17 protein-coding genes are annotated in these 18,081 nt (G+C 71.3%); 10 read left to right on the forward strand and 7 right to left on the reverse strand.

Annotated elements, in window-relative coordinates; translation table 11 throughout:
- Nucleotides 1-174: 174 nt before the first annotated feature.
- The 6 genes from ACGFYN_RS20625 to ACGFYN_RS20650 all read left to right on the forward strand — a co-directional run bounded on the left by ACGFYN_RS20625 (nucleotide 175) and on the right by ACGFYN_RS20650 (nucleotide 8,289).
- Nucleotides 175-2,646: a SulP family inorganic anion transporter gene (locus tag ACGFYN_RS20625; protein ID WP_393867263.1), complete on the forward strand. Its 2,472-nt coding sequence runs from the start codon at nucleotides 175-177 to the stop codon at nucleotides 2,644-2,646.
- A 213-nt stretch (nucleotides 2,647-2,859) separates the two neighbouring features.
- Nucleotides 2,860-4,818 (forward strand): acetate--CoA ligase, encoded by a 1,959-nt coding sequence (gene acs, locus ACGFYN_RS20630; protein WP_393867264.1) that lies wholly within the window; start codon nucleotides 2,860-2,862, stop codon nucleotides 4,816-4,818.
- A gap of 198 nt (nucleotides 4,819-5,016) precedes the next feature.
- Nucleotides 5,017-6,453 carry a Na+/H+ antiporter NhaA gene (gene nhaA / locus ACGFYN_RS20635; RefSeq protein ID WP_393867265.1) on the forward strand — a complete coding sequence of 479 codons (1,437 nt, stop codon included), beginning with the start codon at nucleotides 5,017-5,019 and terminating at the stop codon, nucleotides 6,451-6,453.
- Nucleotides 6,454-6,513: 60 nt separating this feature from the next.
- The gene (locus ACGFYN_RS20640; protein WP_393867266.1) at nucleotides 6,514-7,029 is read left to right on the forward strand and encodes a phage holin family protein; all 516 of its coding nucleotides are present in this window, start codon (nucleotides 6,514-6,516) and stop codon (nucleotides 7,027-7,029) included.
- The gene (locus ACGFYN_RS20645; protein WP_393867267.1) at nucleotides 7,026-7,979 is read left to right on the forward strand and encodes an alpha/beta fold hydrolase; all 954 of its coding nucleotides are present in this window, start codon (nucleotides 7,026-7,028) and stop codon (nucleotides 7,977-7,979) included. Before ACGFYN_RS20640 ends, ACGFYN_RS20645 begins: the two co-directional genes overlap by 4 nt.
- A 127-nt stretch (nucleotides 7,980-8,106) precedes the next feature.
- The gene (locus tag ACGFYN_RS20650) at nucleotides 8,107-8,289 is read left to right on the forward strand and encodes a hypothetical protein (RefSeq protein ID WP_393867268.1); all 183 of its coding nucleotides are present in this window, start codon (nucleotides 8,107-8,109) and stop codon (nucleotides 8,287-8,289) included.
- Between the two features lie 22 nt (nucleotides 8,290-8,311).
- Here ACGFYN_RS20650 and ACGFYN_RS20655 read toward each other — a convergent pair whose 3' ends face one another.
- The 3 genes from ACGFYN_RS20655 to nth form a co-directional block, all read right to left on the reverse strand.
- Nucleotides 8,312-9,511 (reverse strand): MarP family serine protease, encoded by a 1,200-nt coding sequence (locus ACGFYN_RS20655; RefSeq protein ID WP_393867269.1) that lies wholly within the window; start codon nucleotides 9,509-9,511, stop codon nucleotides 8,312-8,314.
- Nucleotides 9,512-9,630: 119 nt separating this feature from the next.
- Entirely contained in the window at nucleotides 9,631-10,326 is a 696-nt protein-coding gene (locus tag ACGFYN_RS20660; protein ID WP_393867270.1) for an NUDIX hydrolase, read from the reverse strand.
- 91 nt (nucleotides 10,327-10,417) lie between these two features.
- Nucleotides 10,418-11,296: an endonuclease III gene (gene nth, locus ACGFYN_RS20665; protein ID WP_393867271.1), complete on the reverse strand. Its 879-nt coding sequence runs from the start codon at nucleotides 11,294-11,296 to the stop codon at nucleotides 10,418-10,420.
- A gap of 318 nt (nucleotides 11,297-11,614) precedes the next feature.
- Here nth and ACGFYN_RS20670 point away from each other — a divergent pair, with 318 nt between their 5' ends.
- Both ACGFYN_RS20670 and ACGFYN_RS20675 read left to right on the forward strand, forming a co-directional pair.
- Nucleotides 11,615-12,289: a Crp/Fnr family transcriptional regulator gene (locus ACGFYN_RS20670; RefSeq protein WP_030942386.1), complete on the forward strand. Its 675-nt coding sequence runs from the start codon at nucleotides 11,615-11,617 to the stop codon at nucleotides 12,287-12,289.
- A 103-nt stretch (nucleotides 12,290-12,392) separates the two neighbouring features.
- Nucleotides 12,393-13,211, forward strand: a complete 819-nt coding sequence (locus ACGFYN_RS20675) for a nucleotidyltransferase domain-containing protein (RefSeq protein ID WP_393867272.1) — start codon at nucleotides 12,393-12,395, stop codon at nucleotides 13,209-13,211.
- On the opposite strand, the gene ACGFYN_RS20680 is transcribed toward ACGFYN_RS20675, so the two are convergent.
- The 4 genes from ACGFYN_RS20680 to ACGFYN_RS20695 all read right to left on the reverse strand — a co-directional run bounded on the left by ACGFYN_RS20680 (nucleotide 13,208) and on the right by ACGFYN_RS20695 (nucleotide 15,645).
- Complete coding sequence (locus ACGFYN_RS20680; RefSeq protein WP_393867273.1) at nucleotides 13,208-14,038, reverse strand: MBL fold metallo-hydrolase; 831 nt, start codon at nucleotides 14,036-14,038, stop codon at nucleotides 13,208-13,210. The two genes, ACGFYN_RS20675 and ACGFYN_RS20680, sit on opposite strands and share 4 nt — an antisense overlap.
- A 2-nt stretch (nucleotides 14,039-14,040) precedes the next feature.
- On the reverse strand, nucleotides 14,041-14,916 hold the full coding sequence (locus ACGFYN_RS20685; RefSeq protein ID WP_393867274.1) for an NUDIX hydrolase: 876 nt from the start codon (nucleotides 14,914-14,916) through the stop codon (nucleotides 14,041-14,043).
- Nucleotides 14,917-15,022: 106 nt separating this feature from the next.
- Nucleotides 15,023-15,490, reverse strand: a complete 468-nt coding sequence (locus ACGFYN_RS20690) for a RidA family protein (protein WP_393867275.1) — start codon at nucleotides 15,488-15,490, stop codon at nucleotides 15,023-15,025.
- Nucleotides 15,487-15,645 (reverse strand): DUF4177 domain-containing protein, encoded by a 159-nt coding sequence (locus ACGFYN_RS20695; RefSeq protein WP_003967454.1) that lies wholly within the window; start codon nucleotides 15,643-15,645, stop codon nucleotides 15,487-15,489. The genes ACGFYN_RS20690 and ACGFYN_RS20695 overlap by 4 nt, the downstream gene beginning before the upstream one ends.
- Before the next feature lie 95 nt (nucleotides 15,646-15,740).
- On the opposite strand from ACGFYN_RS20695, the gene ACGFYN_RS20700 reads away from it, so the two are divergent.
- Both ACGFYN_RS20700 and ACGFYN_RS20705 read left to right on the forward strand, forming a co-directional pair.
- Nucleotides 15,741-16,718: an ArsA-related P-loop ATPase gene (locus ACGFYN_RS20700; protein ID WP_393867276.1), complete on the forward strand. Its 978-nt coding sequence runs from the start codon at nucleotides 15,741-15,743 to the stop codon at nucleotides 16,716-16,718.
- The gene (locus tag ACGFYN_RS20705; RefSeq protein ID WP_393867277.1) at nucleotides 16,715-18,043 is read left to right on the forward strand and encodes an ArsA family ATPase; all 1,329 of its coding nucleotides are present in this window, start codon (nucleotides 16,715-16,717) and stop codon (nucleotides 18,041-18,043) included. Before ACGFYN_RS20700 ends, ACGFYN_RS20705 begins: the two co-directional genes overlap by 4 nt.
- Nucleotides 18,044-18,081 lie beyond the last annotated feature (38 nt).

Genomic DNA, 18,081 nt, shown 5'->3' on the forward strand with positions numbered 1-18,081 from the left:
AGAAGGAATTAGTACGACAAGCCGATGAAATGCCCGCTTCACTCATTGGAATGAGTTGATAACCCATTTGCCAGGAAAGTCTATGCCTGGCCTTTACTCTGAATTACGTTCTGTTTACTTAGCGTTGAGGCATCCCGCCGCTATGCGCCGTAACCGACGGAGGAGACGGGAACCATGTCCGCCTGCGCCCCCACTCACGCCACCGACCCGACCCGGACCGAGCACCTCCACCAGCCCCACAGCCCGCCGCCGGGCCCGCGCCGCCGCTTCCGCATCGCGGGAGCCGACCTGTCGGCCTCGATCGCGGTCTTCCTGATCGCCCTGCCCCTGTCCCTGGGCATCGCCCTGGCCACCGGCGCCCCGCTCCAGGCGGGCCTCGTCGCCGCCGCGGTCGGCGGGCTCGTCGCCGGGTGGATCGGCGGCTGCCCGCTCCAGGTCAGCGGACCCGCCGCGGGACTCACGGTGATCACGGCCGACCTCATCCACCAGTACGGCTGGCGTACGACCTGTGCCATCACCGTCCTCGCCGGCCTCGCCCAGCTCGGCCTGGGCTGCCTGCGCGTGGCGCGCTCCGCGCTCGCCGTCAGCCCCGCCGTCGTGCACGGCATGCTCGCCGGCATCGGCGTCACCATCGCCGTCGCCCAGGTGCACATCGTCCTCGGAGGGACTCCGCAGAGCTCCGTGCTCGCCAACCTCCGGGCGCTGCCCGCCCAGTTGGCGAACCTGCACCCCGCCGCCGTGGCCGTCAGCACGCTGACCCTGACGCTGCTGCTGCTCTGGCCGCGGATCCCCGGCCGGGCGGGCCGCGCACTGCGCAGGATCCCGGGTGCGCTCGTCTCCGTGGCCGGCGCCACCGTGGCCGCCACCCTCGCCGGGCTGACCCTGCCCAGGGTCGACCTGCCGTCCTGGAGCAGTCACGCCCTGGCCGGCCTGCCCGAGGGCCCGGTGCTCGGCCTGGCCGCGGCCGTGCTCACGACCACGCTCGTGTGCAGCGTGCAGTCGCTGCTCGGGGCGGTCGCCGTGGACAAGCTGGTGGCCGCGCGGCCAGGTCTCACCGCCCGCGTCCGCCGCGCCGACCTCGATCGCGAACTGCTCGGGCAGGGCGCCGCCAACATCGTCTCGGGCGCGCTCGGCGGACTGCCGGTCGCCGGTGTGGCCGTGCGGAGTTCGGCGAATGTGAAGGCCGGTGCCGTGAGCCGGAACTCCACGATGCTGCACGGCGTTCTCGTAGTGATCGCCGCGCTGCTGATGGTCCCGCTCCTGGAGCGCATCCCGCTCGCCGCACTCGCCGCCCTGGTGATGGCCGTCGGCATCCAGATGGTGTCCCTGCACCACATCCGCACGGTGACCCGCCACCGCGAGGTGCTGGTGTACGCCGTCACCACCCTCGGCGTCGTGTTCCTCGGCGTCCTGCAGGGCGTGGCCCTGGGGATCGCCGTGGCCGTCGCCGTCGCCATGCACCGCCTCGCCCACACCCGCATCACGTACGAGGAGAGGGGAGGAGTCCATCACGTCGCAGTCCGGGGCCAGTTGACGTTCCTCGCCGTGCCGCAGCTCAGCCGGACCCTGCATCTCGTACCCCAAGGTGCTCACGCCGTCGTGGAGTTGGACGGGTCGTTCATGGACCACGCGGCGTACGAGTCACTGCAGGACTGGCAGAACACGCACACGGCGTGTGGCGGCACCACGGAGGTGTCGGGCCGCAGAACCGAGACGCGCGCCGATGGACCCACGCCTCGCGCCGAGACCGAGGCCGAGACCGATACGAAGGCGGAGGGGGAGGGGGAGGGAGAGCAGGGCGCGTCCGTCGGCTGCCGCTGCCGTCCCTGGACGCCGTGGCGCAACCACCGGTGCGAGCGGCCCGGGTCCGCGCGGCCCGCCGGCACCCCCGGCGCACCCGACGACCGGGACAGACCGGACAGGGGCACCGGAACCGGCGCGGACACCGGCAGCCCCAGCGGACACCAACTGGCGCGCGGCATCAGCGCGTTCCAGCGCAACACCGCACCGCGGGTGCGGGGTGAACTGGCCCGTCTGGCCCGGGAAGGGCAGCAGCCGTCACAGCTCTTCCTCACCTGCGCCGACTCCCGGGTCGTCACGTCGATGATCACCTCCAGCGGTCCCGGTGACCTGTTCGTGGTGCGCAACGTGGGCAACCTCGTCCCGCTCCCCGGCGAGGAGGGCGGCGACGACTCGGTGGCGGCGGCGATCGAGTACGCGGTGGACGTGCTGAGGGTGCGCTCCATCACGGTGTGCGGGCACTCCGGCTGCGGGGCCATGCAGGCGCTGCTCACCGCCGAGCCCGGCGGCGCCGCGACACCGCTCAGGCGGTGGCTGCGGCACGGGCTGCCGAGCCTGGAGCGGATGGCCGACGACGGCCGGCCGTGGGCGCGGCTCGCGGGCCGGGCTCCGGCCGACGCGGTCGAGCGGCTCTGCCTGACCAACGTGGTCCAGCAACTGGAGCATCTGCGTCCCCACGCGTCGGTGGCCCGGGCCCTGCGGGACGGCGTGCTGGAGCTGCACGGAATGTACTTCCACGTGGGCGAGGCGCAGGCGTATCTGCTCACAGGGGCGGAAGGTGACGAGGCGTTCGGCCATGTGGAGGCGGCCGGCCTGTCCGACACGCCCGGACCGGGAAAGATGTGACCGTCTCCGTGCGGTGCCGATGGACTGTGGTGTGAGAGGCGTAACAAGGGCTGAACTCCGTCTCTCCGGGGTCCGTGGGTACGGATGACGACGCGAGCCGCAGCACCGGCCGAAAGGTCTAAACCACTTTCCCGTCGGCCCTTGTCATCGGCCCCCCGGGTCTGATGAGCTGTGGCCCAGGACACAACGGACACCCTGGGAAAGGGAGATGTCGTGAGCAACGAAAGCCTGGCCAACCTCTTGAAGGAGGAGCGACGCTTCGCGCCGCCGGCCGACCTGGCCGCGAACGCCAACGTCACGGCGGAGGCGTACGAACAGGCCAAGGCTGACAGGCTCGGCTTCTGGGCCGAGCAGGCGCGTCGGCTGACCTGGGCCAAGGAGCCCACTCAGACGCTCAACTGGTCGAACCCGCCGTTCGCCAAGTGGTTCGAGGACGGCGAGCTCAACGTCGCGTACAACTGCGTCGACCGCCATGTCGAGGCAGGGAACGGCGACCGGGTCGCCATCCACTTCGAGGGCGAGCCCGGCGACAGCCGCGCCATCACCTACGCCGAGCTCAAGGACGAGGTGAGCAAGGCCGCCAACGCCCTGCTGGAGCTGGGCGTGCAGAAGGGCGACCGGGTCGCCGTCTACATGCCGATGATCCCGGAGACGGCGGTCGCGATGCTGGCGTGCGCCCGGATCGGCGCCGCGCACTCCGTCGTCTTCGGCGGCTTCTCCGCCGACGCGCTCGCCACCCGTATCCAGGACGCCGACGCGCGCGTGGTCATCACCTCGGACGGCGGCTACCGGCGCGGCAAGCCGTCCGCGCTCAAGCCGGCCGTGGACGAGGCGGTCGCGCGCGTGGACAACGTCGAGCACGTGCTCGTGGTCCGCCGCACCGGCCAGGAGGTCGCCTGGACCGAGGGCCGGGACGTGTGGTGGCACGAGGTGGTGGACCGCCAGCCGGCCGAGCACACGCCGGAGGCGTTCGACGCCGAGCACCCGCTGTTCATCCTGTACACGTCCGGTACGACGGGGAAGCCGAAGGGCATCCTGCACACCTCCGGCGGCTACCTCACGCAGACCGCGTACACCCACCACGCCGTCTTCGACCTCAAGCCGGAGACCGACGTGTACTGGTGCACGGCCGACGTCGGCTGGGTCACCGGCCACTCGTACATCGTCTACGGGCCGTTGGCGAACGGCGCCACGCAGGTGATGTACGAGGGCACCCCGGACACCCCGCACCAGGGCCGCTTCTGGGAGATCGTGCAGAAGTACGGGGTGACGATCCTGTACACGGCGCCGACCGCCATCCGTACGTTCATGAAGTGGGGCGACGACATCCCCGCGAAGTTCGACCTGTCCAGCCTCCGTGTCCTGGGCTCGGTCGGTGAGCCGATCAACCCCGAGGCCTGGATCTGGTACCGCAAGAACATCGGTGGTGACACCACGCCGGTCGTCGACACCTGGTGGCAGACCGAGACCGGCGCGATGATGATCTCGCCGCTGCCGGGCGTCACCGCGGCCAAGCCCGGCTCCGCGCAGACCCCGCTGCCCGGCATCTCCGCCACCGTCGTCGACGACGAGGCGAACGAGGTGCCCGACGGCGGCGGCGGCTATCTGGTGCTCACCGAGCCGTGGCCCTCGATGCTGCGCACCATCTGGGGCGACGACCAGCGGTTCCTCGACACCTACTGGTCACGCTTCGAGGGCAAGTACTTCGCCGGTGACGGAGCCAAGAAGGACGACGACGGCGACATCTGGCTGCTGGGCCGCGTCGACGACGTGATGCTCGTGTCCGGCCACAACATCTCCACCACCGAGGTCGAATCCGCCCTGGTCTCGCACCCCTCGGTCGCCGAGGCGGCCGTCGTCGGCGCGACGGACGAGACCACCGGACAGGCCATCGTCGCCTTCGTCATCCTGCGCGGCACGGCGAACGCCGAGGACGAGAACCTCATCGCCGAACTGCGCAACCACGTCGGCACCACACTCGGCCCGATCGCCAAGCCCAAGCGCGTCCTGCCGGTCGGGGAACTGCCCAAGACCCGCTCCGGCAAGATCATGCGGCGCCTGCTGCGCGACGTCGCCGAGAACCGCCAGCTCGGTGACGTGACGACGCTGACGGACTCCACGGTCATGGACCTCATCCAGGCCAAGCTCCCCTCGGCGCCGAGCGAGGACTGACCGTCCGGCGAGGAGTCCGGCGAGGACCGAGTACGGCAGGGAGGGGCACCCGGCGCAGGCGCGCCGGGTGCCCTTTTCGCGCCTAACGTAGGGATCGCCGGATTCCTCCGTCTGCACCTTAGGTAAACTAAGCAAAGGTGCGCCGGGAAGTCTGGTCGGCAAGTAGCTCATCCTGCCCACCGACCGGAGGTCCCCGCCGTGGCCGCGTCCCGCACCGCCCCCACCCGCAAGGTTCTCGGACGTCTGTCCCTGCCCGAGCGGACCTTCGTCGCGGACGCGCTGCGCACCGAGACGGTCGGCGGGGTGCTGCTGCTCGTGGCCGCCGTCACCGCGCTGATCTGGGTGAACGTGCCCGCGCTGCACGACAGTTACGAGAGTGTCAGCCACTTCCACTTCGGTCCCGAGGCCCTCGGCCTGAACCTCTCGGTCTCGCACTGGGCCGCCGACGGACTGCTCGCGGTCTTCTTCTTCGTCGCCGGCATCGAGCTCAAGCGCGAACTGGTCGCGGGCGATCTGCGCGATCCCAAGGCGGCCGCCCTGCCGGTCGTCGCGGCCCTGTGCGGAATGGCCGTACCGGCACTCGTCTACGCCCTCACCAACCTCACCGGCCACGGCTCGCTCGGGGGCTGGGCGGTGCCCACCGCCACCGACATCGCCTTCGCGCTGGCGGTCCTCGCCGTCATCGGCACCTCGCTGCCGAGCGCCCTGCGCGCCTTCCTGCTCACTCTCGCCGTCGTCGACGACCTCTTCGCGATCCTGATCATCGCGGTCTTCTTCACCAGCACCATCGACTTCGCCGCACTCGGCGGCGCCGCCGTGGGCCTCGCGGTCTTCTGGCTGCTGCTGCGAAAGGGCGTGCACGGCTGGTACGTCCACGTCCCGCTCGCCCTCGTCATCTGGGGGCTGATGTACAACAGCGGCGTGCACGCCACCATCGCGGGCGTCGCCATGGGCCTGATGCTGCGCTGCCATCCCCGTGAAGGCGAGGCGCACTCCCCCGGCGAGCACATCGAGCATCTCGTACGGCCTCTGTCGGCAGGTCTCGCCGTGCCGCTGTTCGCCCTGTTCAGCGCCGGTGTCGTGGTGTCCGGCGGGGCGCTCGGGGACGTGTTCACCAAGCCGGAGACGCTGGGCGTCGTCCTCGGACTCATCGTCGGCAAGACGGCCGGCATCTTCGGCGGTACGTGGCTGACGGCCCGCTTCACCAGGGCCTCGCTCAGCGAGGACCTCGCCTGGGCCGACGTGTTCGCGGTGGCGACGCTGGCCGGCATCGGTTTCACGGTGTCGCTGCTGATCGGCGAACTCGCCTTCGCCGGGGACGCCGTACTCACGGACGAGGTCAAGGCCGCCGTCCTCGCCGGATCGCTGATCGCGGCCCTGTTCGCGACGGTGCTGCTGAAGATACGCAACACCAAGTACCGCAAGCTGTGCGCGGACGAGGAGCGCGACGACGACCTCGACGGCGTCCCGGACATCTACGAACAGGACGATCCGGCGTACCACCTGCGCATGGCCGCGATCCACGAGAGCAAGGCCGCAGAGCACCGCAGGCTCGCCGAACTGAAGGCCGCCGAGCGACGCGCGCTTGCCGAAGTACCGGGCGGGGCAGGCGAGGACGACGGCCGTCCGGCATGATCTGACGGGACGGTACAAAAGGACCGCTCGAAAGCAGTACGGCAGAAGAGGGAGACCGCGATGAGCGCACCCGACGGCAGCCCGGTCGGCGCCGAACGCAGCATCGGCCAGCTGTTCGCCTCCGCGACGGCCGAGATGTCGGCGCTCGTGCACGACGAGATCGCGCTGGCCAAGGCGCAGCTCAAGCAGGACGTCAAACGCGGCGCGACGAGCGGCGGCTCGTTCACCGTGGCCGCCGCCATCCTGGTGTTCTCGCTGCCGATGCTCAACTTCGCGCTGGCGTACGGCATTCACGCCTGGACGGGCGGGCACAACGGCCAGGGCGGCTGGAACCTCGGCTGGTGCTTCCTGCTGTCCTTCGCGGCCAACGTCCTCATCGCCGGCATCCTCGCGCTGATCGGCATCGTCTTCGCGAAGAAGGCGAAGAAGGGCCAGGGCCCGCAGAAGGTCGCCGCGTCCATGAAGGAGACGGCGAACGTGCTGCAGAAGGCCAAGCCGCACCCGCGTCCCGAACTCCCCGCTCTCGAGGACCGGACCCCCGAGGCCATCGAGGCTGTGGCACGCTCATCCTCATGACGGATCCCGCCACACCTTCGGCGCAGCCGGCCTCGCTCGTACGGCCCGACGTCCTCCCCGACGGAACGAAGCTGACGCATCGCGACGTCGCCGCCAACGGCGCGCGCTTCCACATCGCCGAGGTCGGCGACGGGCCGCTCGTCCTGCTGCTGCACGGCTTCCCCCAGTTCTGGTGGACCTGGCGGCACCAGCTGAGCGCGCTCGCCGACGAGGGCTTCCGGGCCGTCGCCATGGACCTGCGCGGCGTCGGCGGCAGCGACCGCACCCCGCGCGGCTACGACCCCGCGAACCTCGCGCTCGACATCACCGGCGTGATCCGTTCCCTGGGCGAGCCGGACGCCGCGCTGGTCGGCCACGACCTGGGCGGCTATCTGGCGTGGACGGCGGCCGTGATGCGCCCGAAGCTCGTACGGCGGCTCGCGGTCGCCTCGATGCCGCATCCGCGGCGCTGGCGCTCGGCGATGCTCTCGGACGTCAAGCAGACGCGCGCGGGCTCCTACATCTGGGGGTTCCAGCGCCCCTGGATTCCGGAGCGGCAGCTGACCGCGGACGACGGCGCGCTCGTCGGCGAGCTGATCCGCGAGTGGGCCGGGCCGAACCTGGCCGACGAGAAGGCGCTGGAGACGTACCGGCGCGCGATGTGCATCCCGTCCACGGCGCACTGCTCGATCGAGCCGTACCGCTGGATGGTCCGCTCGATGGCCCGCCCGGACGGCATCCAGTTCAACCGGCGGATGAAGCGGCCGCTGCGGGTGCCGACCCTCCATCTGCACGGCTCGCTCGACCCCGTGATGCGCACACGGAGCGCGGCCGGATCCGGCGAGTACGTCGAAGCGCCGTACCGCTGGCGGCTGTTCGACGGACTGGGCCACTTCCCGCACGAGGAGGATCCGGTCGCCTTCACCACAGAACTGGTCAATTGGCTGAAGGATCCCGAACCCGATCGGTGACCGATCGGATGCGCCCGGTATCCGGCCCTGAACGCATGTCCGACGAACGGCCAATTGCCTGGCGCATAGGCCAATTGGGGGCTCTGGGAGCGGTTATCGACCTTGGGGCAGGGGCAGACGTCGGGGTATGGGCTGGACGCACGACTACAGTGACGCAGCACGCACCCGACGCTCGGCCGGCGGCCTGAGCTCCCACCAGCGGGGTGCTGCCCCGCAGATAGCGGGCACGGACCTCCGGGTGGGCATCCCGCGCATCCTGCGCCGCAGGGCACGCTGGGTCACCGTACGCCTGCGTCACACCCGGGGCTGACGCCCCTCTCTCCCGCGAGGGCTCAGAGGGCGCAGCTGTCGCTGTCCACCTGCTGGTTCGCCGTACGCCCCTTGACGATGTCCTCCTGGATCTCGTCCGCGGTGAGCGCGTACCCGGTGTCGGCGTCGTCCAGGGACTTCGCGAAGACCACGCCGTAGACACCGCCCTCGGGCGTGAGCAGCGGGCCGCCGGAGTTGCCCTGGCGGACGGTCGTGTACAGCGAGTAGACGTCCCGGCGGACGGTGCCCCGGTGGTAGATGTCCGGGCCGTTGGCCGGGAGGCGGCCCCGCACGCGGGCCGCCCGGACGTCGTACGAGCCGTTCTCCGGGAAGCCCGCGATGATCGCGCTGTCGCCGCTCCGGGCGTCCGTGGCCGTGAACTTCAGGGCCGGCGCCTTGAGATCGGGTACGTCGAGCACGGCGATGTCGCGGTGCCAGTCGTAGAGGACGACCTTCGCGTCGTACTTGCGGCCCTCGCCGCCTATCTGGACGGTGGGCTCGTCGACGCCGCCGACGACGTGCGCGTTGGTCATGACGCGGCGGTCGCCGAAGACGAAGCCGCTGCCCTCCAGGACCTTGCCGCAACTCTGCGCGGTGCCCATGACCTTGACGATGGAACGCTTGGCGCGCGTGGCCACCGGGCTGTTCGCGAGGGCCGGGTCCGGGGGCCGGACGTCGGTGATCGGTTCGTTCGCGAAGGGGCTGAAGACCTGCGGGAAGCCGTTCTGCGCGAGGACCGAGGAGAAGTCGGCGAACCAGGTGTCGGCCTGGTTGGGCAGCGCCCGGGAGACGCCGAGGAGGACCTTGGAGCTGCGGACCTCCTTGCCGAGGGTCGGCAGGGTGGTGCCCGCGAGGGCTGAGCCGATCAGCCACGCCACCAGGAGCATCGCGACGACGTTGACCAGGGCGCCGCCGGTCGCGTCCAGGGCGCGGGCCGGGGACCAAGTGATGTACCGGCGCAGCTTGTTGCCCAGATGGGTGGTCAGAGCCTGGCCGACCGAGGCGCAGACGATGACGACCACGACCGCGACGACGGCGGCGGTCGTGCTCACCTCGGAGTTGTCGGTCAGCGCGTCCCAGATGACGGGCAGGGTGTAGACGGCGACGAGACCGCCGCCCAGGAAGCCGATCACCGACAGGATGCCGACCACGAAGCCCTGCCGGTAGCCCACGATCGCGAACCACACGGCGGCGACCAGCAACAGGATGTCCAGCACGTTCACCGGTTCGAGCCTCGCCTCATCACTCTGCGGTCACCTCAGGTCGGCCGGGGGCCGGCCCGCCGCGCAGCGGCGATCCGATACGGCATCCCCCGGAAAGACACAGCACGGCAGACACCCTGTCATGACCGCCAGTCGAGCGGGACCTGCTTGTCGCGGTCCCAGGGGCGCTCCCAGCCCGCGTAATGCAGCACTCTGTCGATGATTCCGGCCGTGAAGCCCCACACCAGGGCGGATTCGACCAGAAATGCCGGACCTCGGTGGCCGCTGGGGTGCACGGTGGTGGCGCGGTTGTCGGGGTGCGTGAGATCCGCCACGGGGACCGTGAAGACCCGCGCCGTCTCGTTCGGGTCGACGACCCCGACCGGGGTCGGCTGCCGCCACCAGCCCAGCACCGGGGTCACCACGAAGCCGCTGACCGGGATGTAGAGCCGGGGCAGGACGCCGAAGAGCTGGACGCCGGCCGGGTCGAGCCCGGTCTCCTCCTCGGCCTCGCGCAGGGCGGCCCTGAGCGGCCCGTCGGCCTGCGGGTCGCCGTCCTCGGGGTCGAGGGCGCCGCCCGGGAAGGAGGGCTGCCCGGCGTGCGATCTCAGCGAGCTCGCCCGCTCCATGAGCAGCAGTTCGGGGCCGCGCTCGCCCTCGCCGAAGAGGACCAGCACGGCGGACTGCCGCCCCGCCCCGTCCTTCGGCGGCAGAAAGCGGCTCAGCTGGAGCGGCTGCACCGTCTCCACGACCCGGACCACCGGGTCCAGCCACTCGGGCAGCCCCTCGGTGCTGAGCGTCACCGGCCCACCCTGTGTCTCACTCGCGCGCGTCATCGCCACCCCCGTCCTGCCGAGTCCAACGTCCCGGACACCCGAGATCGTTCCTGGGCCGCCCGATCGGGGGCCCCGCGCGTCGTGGCGCCCGTCATCCGGCGCCCAGCGGCGGGGCCGGCTTCCCGCCCGCGTCGAGGTAGGCCTGCGGGGGCTTGAGGCGCTGGCCCGGGAAGCCGCCCTTCTCGTACTTGAGGAGCTTCTTCGCCTTCTCCGGGTCCGTCTCACCCTCGCCGTACGCCGGGCAGAGCGGGGCGATGGGGCAGGCGCCGCAGGCGGGCTTGCGGGCGTGGCAGATGCGGCGGCCGTGCCAGATCACGTGGTGCGAGAGGTCGGTCCAGTCGCTCTTGGGGAAGAGCGCGCCGACCGCGGCCTCGATCTTGTCCGGGTCGGTCTGGTCCGTCCACTGCCAGCGCTTCACCAGCCGCTGGAAGTGCGTGTCCACGGTGATGCCGGGCCGCCCGAACGCGTTCCCGAGCACGACGAAGGCGGTCTTGCGGCCCACGCCGGGCAACTTGACCAGGTCCTCGAGGCGGCCGGGGACCTCACCGCCGAACTGCTCCACCAGCGCCTTGGACAGCCCCATGACGGACTTGGTCTTGGCCCGGAAGAAGCCGGTCGGGCGGAGGATGTCCTCGACCTCCTCGGGGTTGGCCGCGGCCAGGTCCTCGGGGGTGGGGTACTTGGCGAAGAGCGCCGGCGTCGTCTGGTTGACCCTGAGGTCGGTGGTCTGCGCCGACAGGACCGTGGCGATCACGAGCTGGAAGGGGTTGTCGAAGTCCAGCTCCGGGTGGGCGTACGGATACACCTCGGCGAGCTCGCGGTTGATCCGGCGGGCGCGGCGGACCAGAGCGGTGCGCGACTCCTCCTTCGGCGGCTTGCCGGCCGCCTTCGCGGGAGGGACGCCCTTCACCGAGGCCGTCGCCTTCTTGGGCGCGACGGCGGCCTTCTTCACCGGAGCGCTTTTCGTCACCTTTGCCGGTTTTTTTCCGCCGCCGGAGTTCTGTTCGCCCACAGCGGAATCACGACGTACAACCACCCGCCCAGCCCCCTTGGCCTGTGCTCTCACCGGCGTTTTGGACACCCGGCCAGCCTAGGGCCCGGCACTGACATCCGCCCCGGACCCCGGGGATCGGCCCCCAATTGGACCCCTGCCGCTTACCCCGGGACAGGTGTGCGGCATCCTTGTGACAGATCACACTGTTTGGACCGTCCGGCAAAATGGGGAGCACGGTCCCCTGGTACCAAGGGGGAGCAAGATCCCCTGAGCAGGTCGACAAGGAGAGTACTCGTGGACGACGTTCTGCGGCGCAACCCGCTCTTCGCGGCGCTCGACGACGAGCAGGCCGCGGAGCTTCGCGCCTCCATGAGCGAGGTGACCCTCGCGCGCGGCGACGCGCTCTTCCACGAGGGCGACCCCGGAGACCGGCTCTACGTGGTCACCGAGGGCAAGGTGAAGCTTCACCGCACCTCGCCCGACGGCCGCGAGAACATGCTCGCCGTCGTCGGTCCCAGCGAGCTGATCGGCGAGCTGTCGCTCTTCGACCCGGGCCCGCGGACCGCCACGGCCACCGCGCTGACCGAGGTCAAGATGCTCGGTCTCGGCCACGGCGACCTCCAGCCCTGGCTGAGCGCCCGCCCCGAGGTGGCAGGCGCCCTGCTGCGCGCCGTCGCCCGCCGGCTGCGCAAGACCAACGACGCGATGTCCGACCTGGTCTTCTCCGACGTCCCCGGCCGTGTCGCGCGCGCCCTGCTGGACCTCTCCCGCCGCTTCGGCGTGCAGTCCGAGGAGGGCATCCACGTCGTCCACGACCTGACGCAGGAGGAGCTGGCCCAGCTGGTCGGCGCGTCCCGCGAGACGGTCAACAAGGCGCTGGCGGACTTCGCCCAGCGCGGGTGGCTCCGCCTGGAGGCGCGGGCCGTGATCCTGCTGGACGTCGAGCGGCTCGCCAAGCGGTCCCGCTGACAATCGGTCCCGGCCGTGTTCCGGGGGCTCGCGCCCCCGGGCCCCCCGTTCGGCCTCGACGGCCTCGCCCTCGAACGCCGGACGGGCTGATTGAGTGGGCCCCATGGCCGAAAACGCGAGCTCCAAGGGTCTCGATCCCCAGGGTTACATCGAGCGCGAAGGCTCTCTCGGCCGCATCCCGCGTGCCTTCCGGCCAGTCGTCGCCTCCGCGCGGGACCGGCTGCTCGAGGTGTTCGGGGCGCGGCTGCAGAGCGCGTATCTCTACGGGTCGATCCCGCGCGGCACCGCGCGCGTGGGACGCAGCGATCTGGATCTGCTCGTCGCGCTGCAGGAGGAACCGGCGGACACCGACCGGGCCGGTGTACGGGCGCTCGAGGAGGCCGTCGGCAAGGAGTTCCCGCAGCTCGACGGTGTCGGCACGCTGCTGTACGGCCGGGCGCGGCTGCTGAGCGCGGCGGAGACGTACGACCTCGGCTGGTTCGTGGCCTGTATGTGCACCCCGCTGCTCGGGGAGGACCTCGCCGAGTACCTGCCCCGCTACCGGCCCGACTCCCGGCTCGCCCGCGAGACCAACGGGGACCTCGCCCTGCTGCTGCCCCGCTGGCGGCGGCGGATCGCGGAGGCCGAGGACACCGAGGCGGCCCGGCGGCCGCTCGTGCGGTTCATGTCCCGGCATCTCGTGCGCACCGGGTTCACGCTCGTCATGCCCCGCTGGAACGGCTGGACCAGCGATCTCGCGGAGATGGCCGAGGCGTTCGGCGCGTACTACCCCGAGCGCGCGGAGCAGATGCGCACCGCGGCCCTGCGGGGCTGGGAGCCGACCGGTGACGCCGCCGTACTGCGCTCCTACGTCGACGACCTGGGGCCGTGGCTCGCCGAGGAGTACGCGCGCGTGCACGGCGTGAAAAGCCCCAGGGGCTAGATCAGCCCGTGCTCCTCCAGGTAGTCCAGCTGGGCCCGCACCGACAGCTCGGCCGCCGGCCACAGGGAGCGGTCCACGTCCGCGTAGACGTGGGCAACGACCTGGGACGGGCTGTCGTAGCCGTCCTCGACCGCCGTCTCGACCTGCGCGAGGCGGTGGGCGCGATGGGCGAGGTAGAACTCGACGGCCCCCTGGGCGTCCTCCAGGACGGGGCCGTGCCCGGGGAGCACGGTGTGGACGCCGTCGTCGACGGTGAGCGACCGCAGCCGTCGTAGCGAGTCCAGGTAGTCGCCCAGACGGCCGTCGGGGTGCGCCACGACCGTCGTGCCGCGGCCCAGGACCGTGTCGCCCGTCAGGACCGCCCGGTCGGCCGGGAGATGGAAGCAGAGGGAGTCCGAGGTGTGGCCCGGGGTCGGCACGACGCCCAGCTCCAGGCCGCCGACCGTGACCACGTCTCCGGCGGTCAGCCCCTCGTCGCCCAGCCGCAGCGCCGGGTCCAGGGCGCGCACGTTCGTGCCGGTCAGCTCGGCGAAGCGGGCGGCGCCCTCCGCGTGGTCCGGATGGCCGTGGGTCAGCAGGGTGAGCGCGATGCGCCGGCCTGCCTTCTCGGCCGTGTCCACGACGTTCCTCAGATGGCCCTCGTCCAGCGGGCCGGGGTCGACGACCACGGCGAGGTCCGAGTCCGGCTCGGCGAGGATCCAGGTGTTGGTGCCGTCGAGGGTCATCGCCGAGGCGTTGGGCGCCAGGACGTTGACGGCCCGGGACGTGGCGGGGCCGCTGAGGACCCCGCCCCGCGGCCGGCCGGGAAGAGCTGCTGCGTCCGTCATGCTCAGGCTCCACCGGTCGGCAGGTCAGTCGGGATGTGCTTGGTGAACTCGTCGTGCCCCGGCCAGGACAGCACGATCTCGCCGCCCTCCAGCCGGGCCCGCGCCAGTACGGCGGTCATGTCCCGGCCGGGGGCCGCGGCGAGCGCCTCGGCGGCCGTGCCGTAAGGGAGCAGCTGGCGCAGGGTCGCGACGGTGGGCGGCATCATCAGCAGCTCGCCCTTGTCGTAGCCCTCGGCGGCCTCGGGGGGCCGGATCCACACCGTGCGGTCGGCCTCTGTGGAGGCGTTTCGGGTGCGCTGGCCGTGCGGGAGGGCGGCCACGAAGAACCAGGTGTCGTAGCGCCGGGACTCGAACTCCGGGGTGATCCAGCGGGTCCAGGCCCCGAGGAGGTCCGAGCGCAGCACCAGGCCGCGGCGGTCCAGGAACTCGGCGAAGGAGAAGGCGCGGGCGACCAGGGCCGCACGGTCCGCCTCCCAGTCCTCGCCCGTGGTGTCGCCGACCACGGAGTCGGCGGACGGCCCGGCCAGCAGGACGCCTGCCTCCTCGTACGTCTCGCGTACGGCCGCGCAGACGATCGCCTGGGCGGTCGCCTCGTCCACGCCGAGCCGGTCCGCCCACCACGCGCGCGTGGGGCCCGCCCAGCGGACGTGGTGCTCGTCGTCACGCGGGTCGACGCCGCCGCCCGGATATGCGTACGCGCCTCCGGCGAAGGCCATGGAGGCGCGTCTGCGCAGCATGTGCACCGCGGGACCGCTGTCGGTGTCCTTCAGGAGCATGACGGTCGCCGCGCGCCTGGGGACGACCGGAGTCAGCGTGCCGTCCGAGAGCGCACGGATGCGTTCCGGCCAGTCCTGCGGAAACCACTGCCCATTCGCCATGGGCGGAGGCTATCCCGTGGTGCGCGAATGTTCGAGAGCCCCCGAGGTCAGAGCGGTGACCGGGCCCGTGCGCCCGCACCGCCGGTCCGGTCCGGGACGGCGGGGGCTACGCCCCGGTGAGCTCCACCTGGATCTCGACCTCGACCGGTGCGTCCAGCGGCAGCACCGCCACGCCGACCGCACTGCGCGCGTGCACGCCCTTTTCGCCGAGGACCTCGCCGAGCAGCTCGCTCGCGCCGTTGACCACGCCCGGCTGTCCGGTGAAGTCGGCGGCCGAGGCGACGAAGCCCACGACCTTCACCACGCGCGCGACGCGGTCCAGGTCACCGGCGACGGACTTGACCGCGGCCAGCGCGTTCAGGGCGCAGGTGCGGGCGAGTTCCTTGGCCTCCTCGGCCGTGACCTCGGCGCCCACCTTGCCGGTGATGGGCAGCTTGCCCTCGACCATGGGGAGCTGGCCGGCGGTGTAGACGTACACGCCCGACTGCACGGCCGGCTGGTACGCGGCCAGCGGCGGGACGACCTGCGGCAGGGTCAGGCCGAGTTCGGCCAGCTTCGCCTCTACGACACTCATGCCTTCTCCCGCTTCAGGTACGCGACGAGCTGCTCGGGGTTGTTCGGGCCGGGCACGACCTGGACGAGCTCCCAGCCGTCCTCGCCCCAGGTGTCCAGAATCTGCTTCGTGGCATGGACGAGCAGCGGCACGGTTGCGTATTCCCACTTGGTCATGCGGCCGACTCTAGCCGCTGCCCACCCACCGCCCGCGGTCGAGTTGTCCACAGGCTGTCGCGTGCTTGGTGCACGGACTGGTTAGGCTCGAAGGCGTGAGCAGGCTCCAGGTCGTCAGCGGCAAGGGCGGGACCGGAAAGACGACGGTCGCCGCCGCTCTAGCGCTGGCCCTCGCGACCGAGGGGAAGCGGACGCTTCTCGTCGAGGTCGAGGGGCGCCAGGGCATCGCGCAGCTCTTCGAGACGGAAGCGCTGCCCTACGAGGAGCGGAAGATCGCCGTCGCTCCAGGTGGCGGGGAGGTGTACGCCCTCGCCATCGACCCCGAACTGGCCCTTCTGGACTACCTCCAGATGTTCTACAAACTCGGGGGTGCGGGCAGAGCCCTGAAGAAACTCGGCGCGATCGACTTCGCCACCACCATCGCGCCGGGCCTCAGGGACGTGCTCCTGACCGGCAAGGCGTGCGAGGCGGTGCGCCGCAAGGACAAGAGCGGCCGGTTCGCCTACGACTACGTCGTCATGGACGCGCCCCCCACAGGCCGCATCACCCGCTTCCTGAACGTGAACGACGAGGTGGCGGGCCTGGCGAAGATCGGCCCGATACACAATCAGGCGCAGGCCGTGATGCGGGTGCTGAAGTCGAAGGAGACGGCCGTGCACATGGTCACGCTCCTCGAGGAGATGCCCGTCCAGGAGACCGCGGACGGCATCGCCGAACTGCGCGCCGCGAAGCTCCCGGTGGGCCGGATCATGGTGAACATGGTGCGCCCCGAGGTGTTGGACGCGGCGGAGCTGGAACTCGTGAGCGGCGTGCCCCGTTCCGCAGTGGCGAAGGCACTGTCATCGGCGGGACTCGGCGGCGCCCGCCGCGGTGGGAACGCCGAGAAGCTGGTGGCCCCCCTGCTGCGGCAGGCCGAGGAGTACGGCGAGCGCCATGCGCTGGAGCACGAGCAGCGCGCGGTGCTCGGCGAGCTGGGCCTGCCGCTGCACGAACTGCCGCTGCTCACCGAGGGCATGGACCTGGCCGGGCTGTACGAGCTGGCCACCGAGCTGCGGAAGCAGGGGATGTCATGAGTGAGGACCCGGTCGCGGAGCAGGAGAGCACGCGTCACCGCCTCTCCCCCGCGCGCGTGCTCGACCTCGACCCGCTGCTCGACGACCCGCAGACCCGGATCGTGGTGTGCTGCGGCTCGGGCGGCGTCGGAAAGACGACCACCGCGGCGGCGCTGGGCCTCCGGGCCGCCGAGCGCGGACGCAAGGTGGTCGTGCTGACCATCGACCCGGCGCGCCGGCTGGCCCAGTCCATGGGCATCGACTCGCTGGACAACACCCCGCGCCGGGTGAAGGACGTCGACGGCGCGGGCGAACTGCACGCGATGATGCTCGACATGAAGCGCACCTTCGACGAGATCGTCGAGGCGCACGCGGACCCCGAGCGGGCCGCCACGATTCTGTCGAACCCCTTCTACCAATCGCTCTCCGCCGGCTTCGCGGGCACGCAGGAGTACATGGCGATGGAGAAGCTCGGGCAGCTGCGGGCGCGCGACGAGTGGGACCTGATCGTCGTCGACACCCCGCCGTCCCGCTCGGCGCTCGACTTCCTGGACGCGCCCAAGCGGCTGGGCTCGTTCCTGGACGGGCGGCTGATCCGGCTGCTGACCGCGCCCGCCAAGCTGGGCGGCCGCGCCGGGATGAAGTTCCTGAACGTCGGGATGTCGATGATGACCGGCACCCTCGGCAAGCTGCTGGGCGGTCAACTCCTCAAGGACGTCCAGACGTTCGTGGCCGCGATGGACACGACCTTCGGCGGCTTCCGCACGCGCGCGGACGCGACGTACAAGCTGCTGCAGGCTCCCGGGACCGCGTTCCTCGTGGTGGCGGCGCCGGAGCGGGACGCGCTGCGTGAGGCCGCGTACTTCGTGGAGCGGCTGGCGGCCGAGGAGATGCCGCTCGCGGGTCTGGTGCTCAACCGCGTCCATGGCAGCGGCGCCGCCCGGCTGTCGGCCGAGCGTGCGCTCGCCGCCGCGGAAAATCTTGTGGAGCCCCGCATTGTCGATCAGGACGGCGGGAAAGCTGGATTTCGTAACTCTCCCGACCTGTACGGAAGTTCAGAATCTTCCGCATCCGCGCCCGTCGAGTCGTCCCCGTCCGAGCCCGGCTCCCCCGGTCCGGATCAGGAGGACCAGGGCGTCGAGCGGCTCACCGCAGGCCTGCTGAGGCTACACGCCGAGCGTATGCAGTTGCTCTCCCGTGAGCAGCGCACGCGTGACCGCTTCACCGCACGCCACCCCGAGGTGGCGGTGGCCGAAGTGGCCGCGCTGCCCGGCGACGTGCACGACCTCGCGGGACTGCGGGACATCGGGGACCGGCTCGCGGCCAATCGGCCCGAGCTGCCGTAGGCGTGCGCCGGAGGCCGCCCCGTGAAGCGGGGGTGGCC

This window comes from Streptomyces sp. NPDC048419 (assembly GCF_043200415.1).
Taxonomy (GTDB): domain Bacteria; phylum Actinomycetota; class Actinomycetes; order Streptomycetales; family Streptomycetaceae; genus Streptomyces.

Coding starts and splice junctions, on each gene's coding strand:
- ACGFYN_RS20625 (WP_393867263.1), top strand. CDS start 175: ATGTCCGCCTGCGCCCCCACTCACGCCACCGACCCGACCCGGACCGAG.
- ACGFYN_RS20640 (WP_393867266.1), top strand. CDS start 6,514: ATGAGCGCACCCGACGGCAGCCCGGTCGGCGCCGAACGCAGCATCGGC.
- ACGFYN_RS20645 (WP_393867267.1), top strand. CDS start 7,026: ATGACGGATCCCGCCACACCTTCGGCGCAGCCGGCCTCGCTCGTACGG.
- ACGFYN_RS20650 (WP_393867268.1), top strand. CDS start 8,107: ATGGGCTGGACGCACGACTACAGTGACGCAGCACGCACCCGACGCTCG.
- ACGFYN_RS20660 (WP_393867270.1), bottom strand. CDS start 10,326: ATGACGCGCGCGAGTGAGACACAGGGTGGGCCGGTGACGCTCAGCACC.
- ACGFYN_RS20675 (WP_393867272.1), top strand. CDS start 12,393: ATGGCCGAAAACGCGAGCTCCAAGGGTCTCGATCCCCAGGGTTACATC.
- ACGFYN_RS20680 (WP_393867273.1), bottom strand. CDS start 14,038: ATGACGGACGCAGCAGCTCTTCCCGGCCGGCCGCGGGGCGGGGTCCTC.
- ACGFYN_RS20685 (WP_393867274.1), bottom strand. CDS start 14,916: ATGGCGAATGGGCAGTGGTTTCCGCAGGACTGGCCGGAACGCATCCGT.
- ACGFYN_RS20690 (WP_393867275.1), bottom strand. CDS start 15,490: ATGAGTGTCGTAGAGGCGAAGCTGGCCGAACTCGGCCTGACCCTGCCG.
- ACGFYN_RS20695 (WP_003967454.1), bottom strand. CDS start 15,645: ATGACCAAGTGGGAATACGCAACCGTGCCGCTGCTCGTCCATGCCACG.
- ACGFYN_RS20705 (WP_393867277.1), top strand. CDS start 16,715: ATGAGTGAGGACCCGGTCGCGGAGCAGGAGAGCACGCGTCACCGCCTC.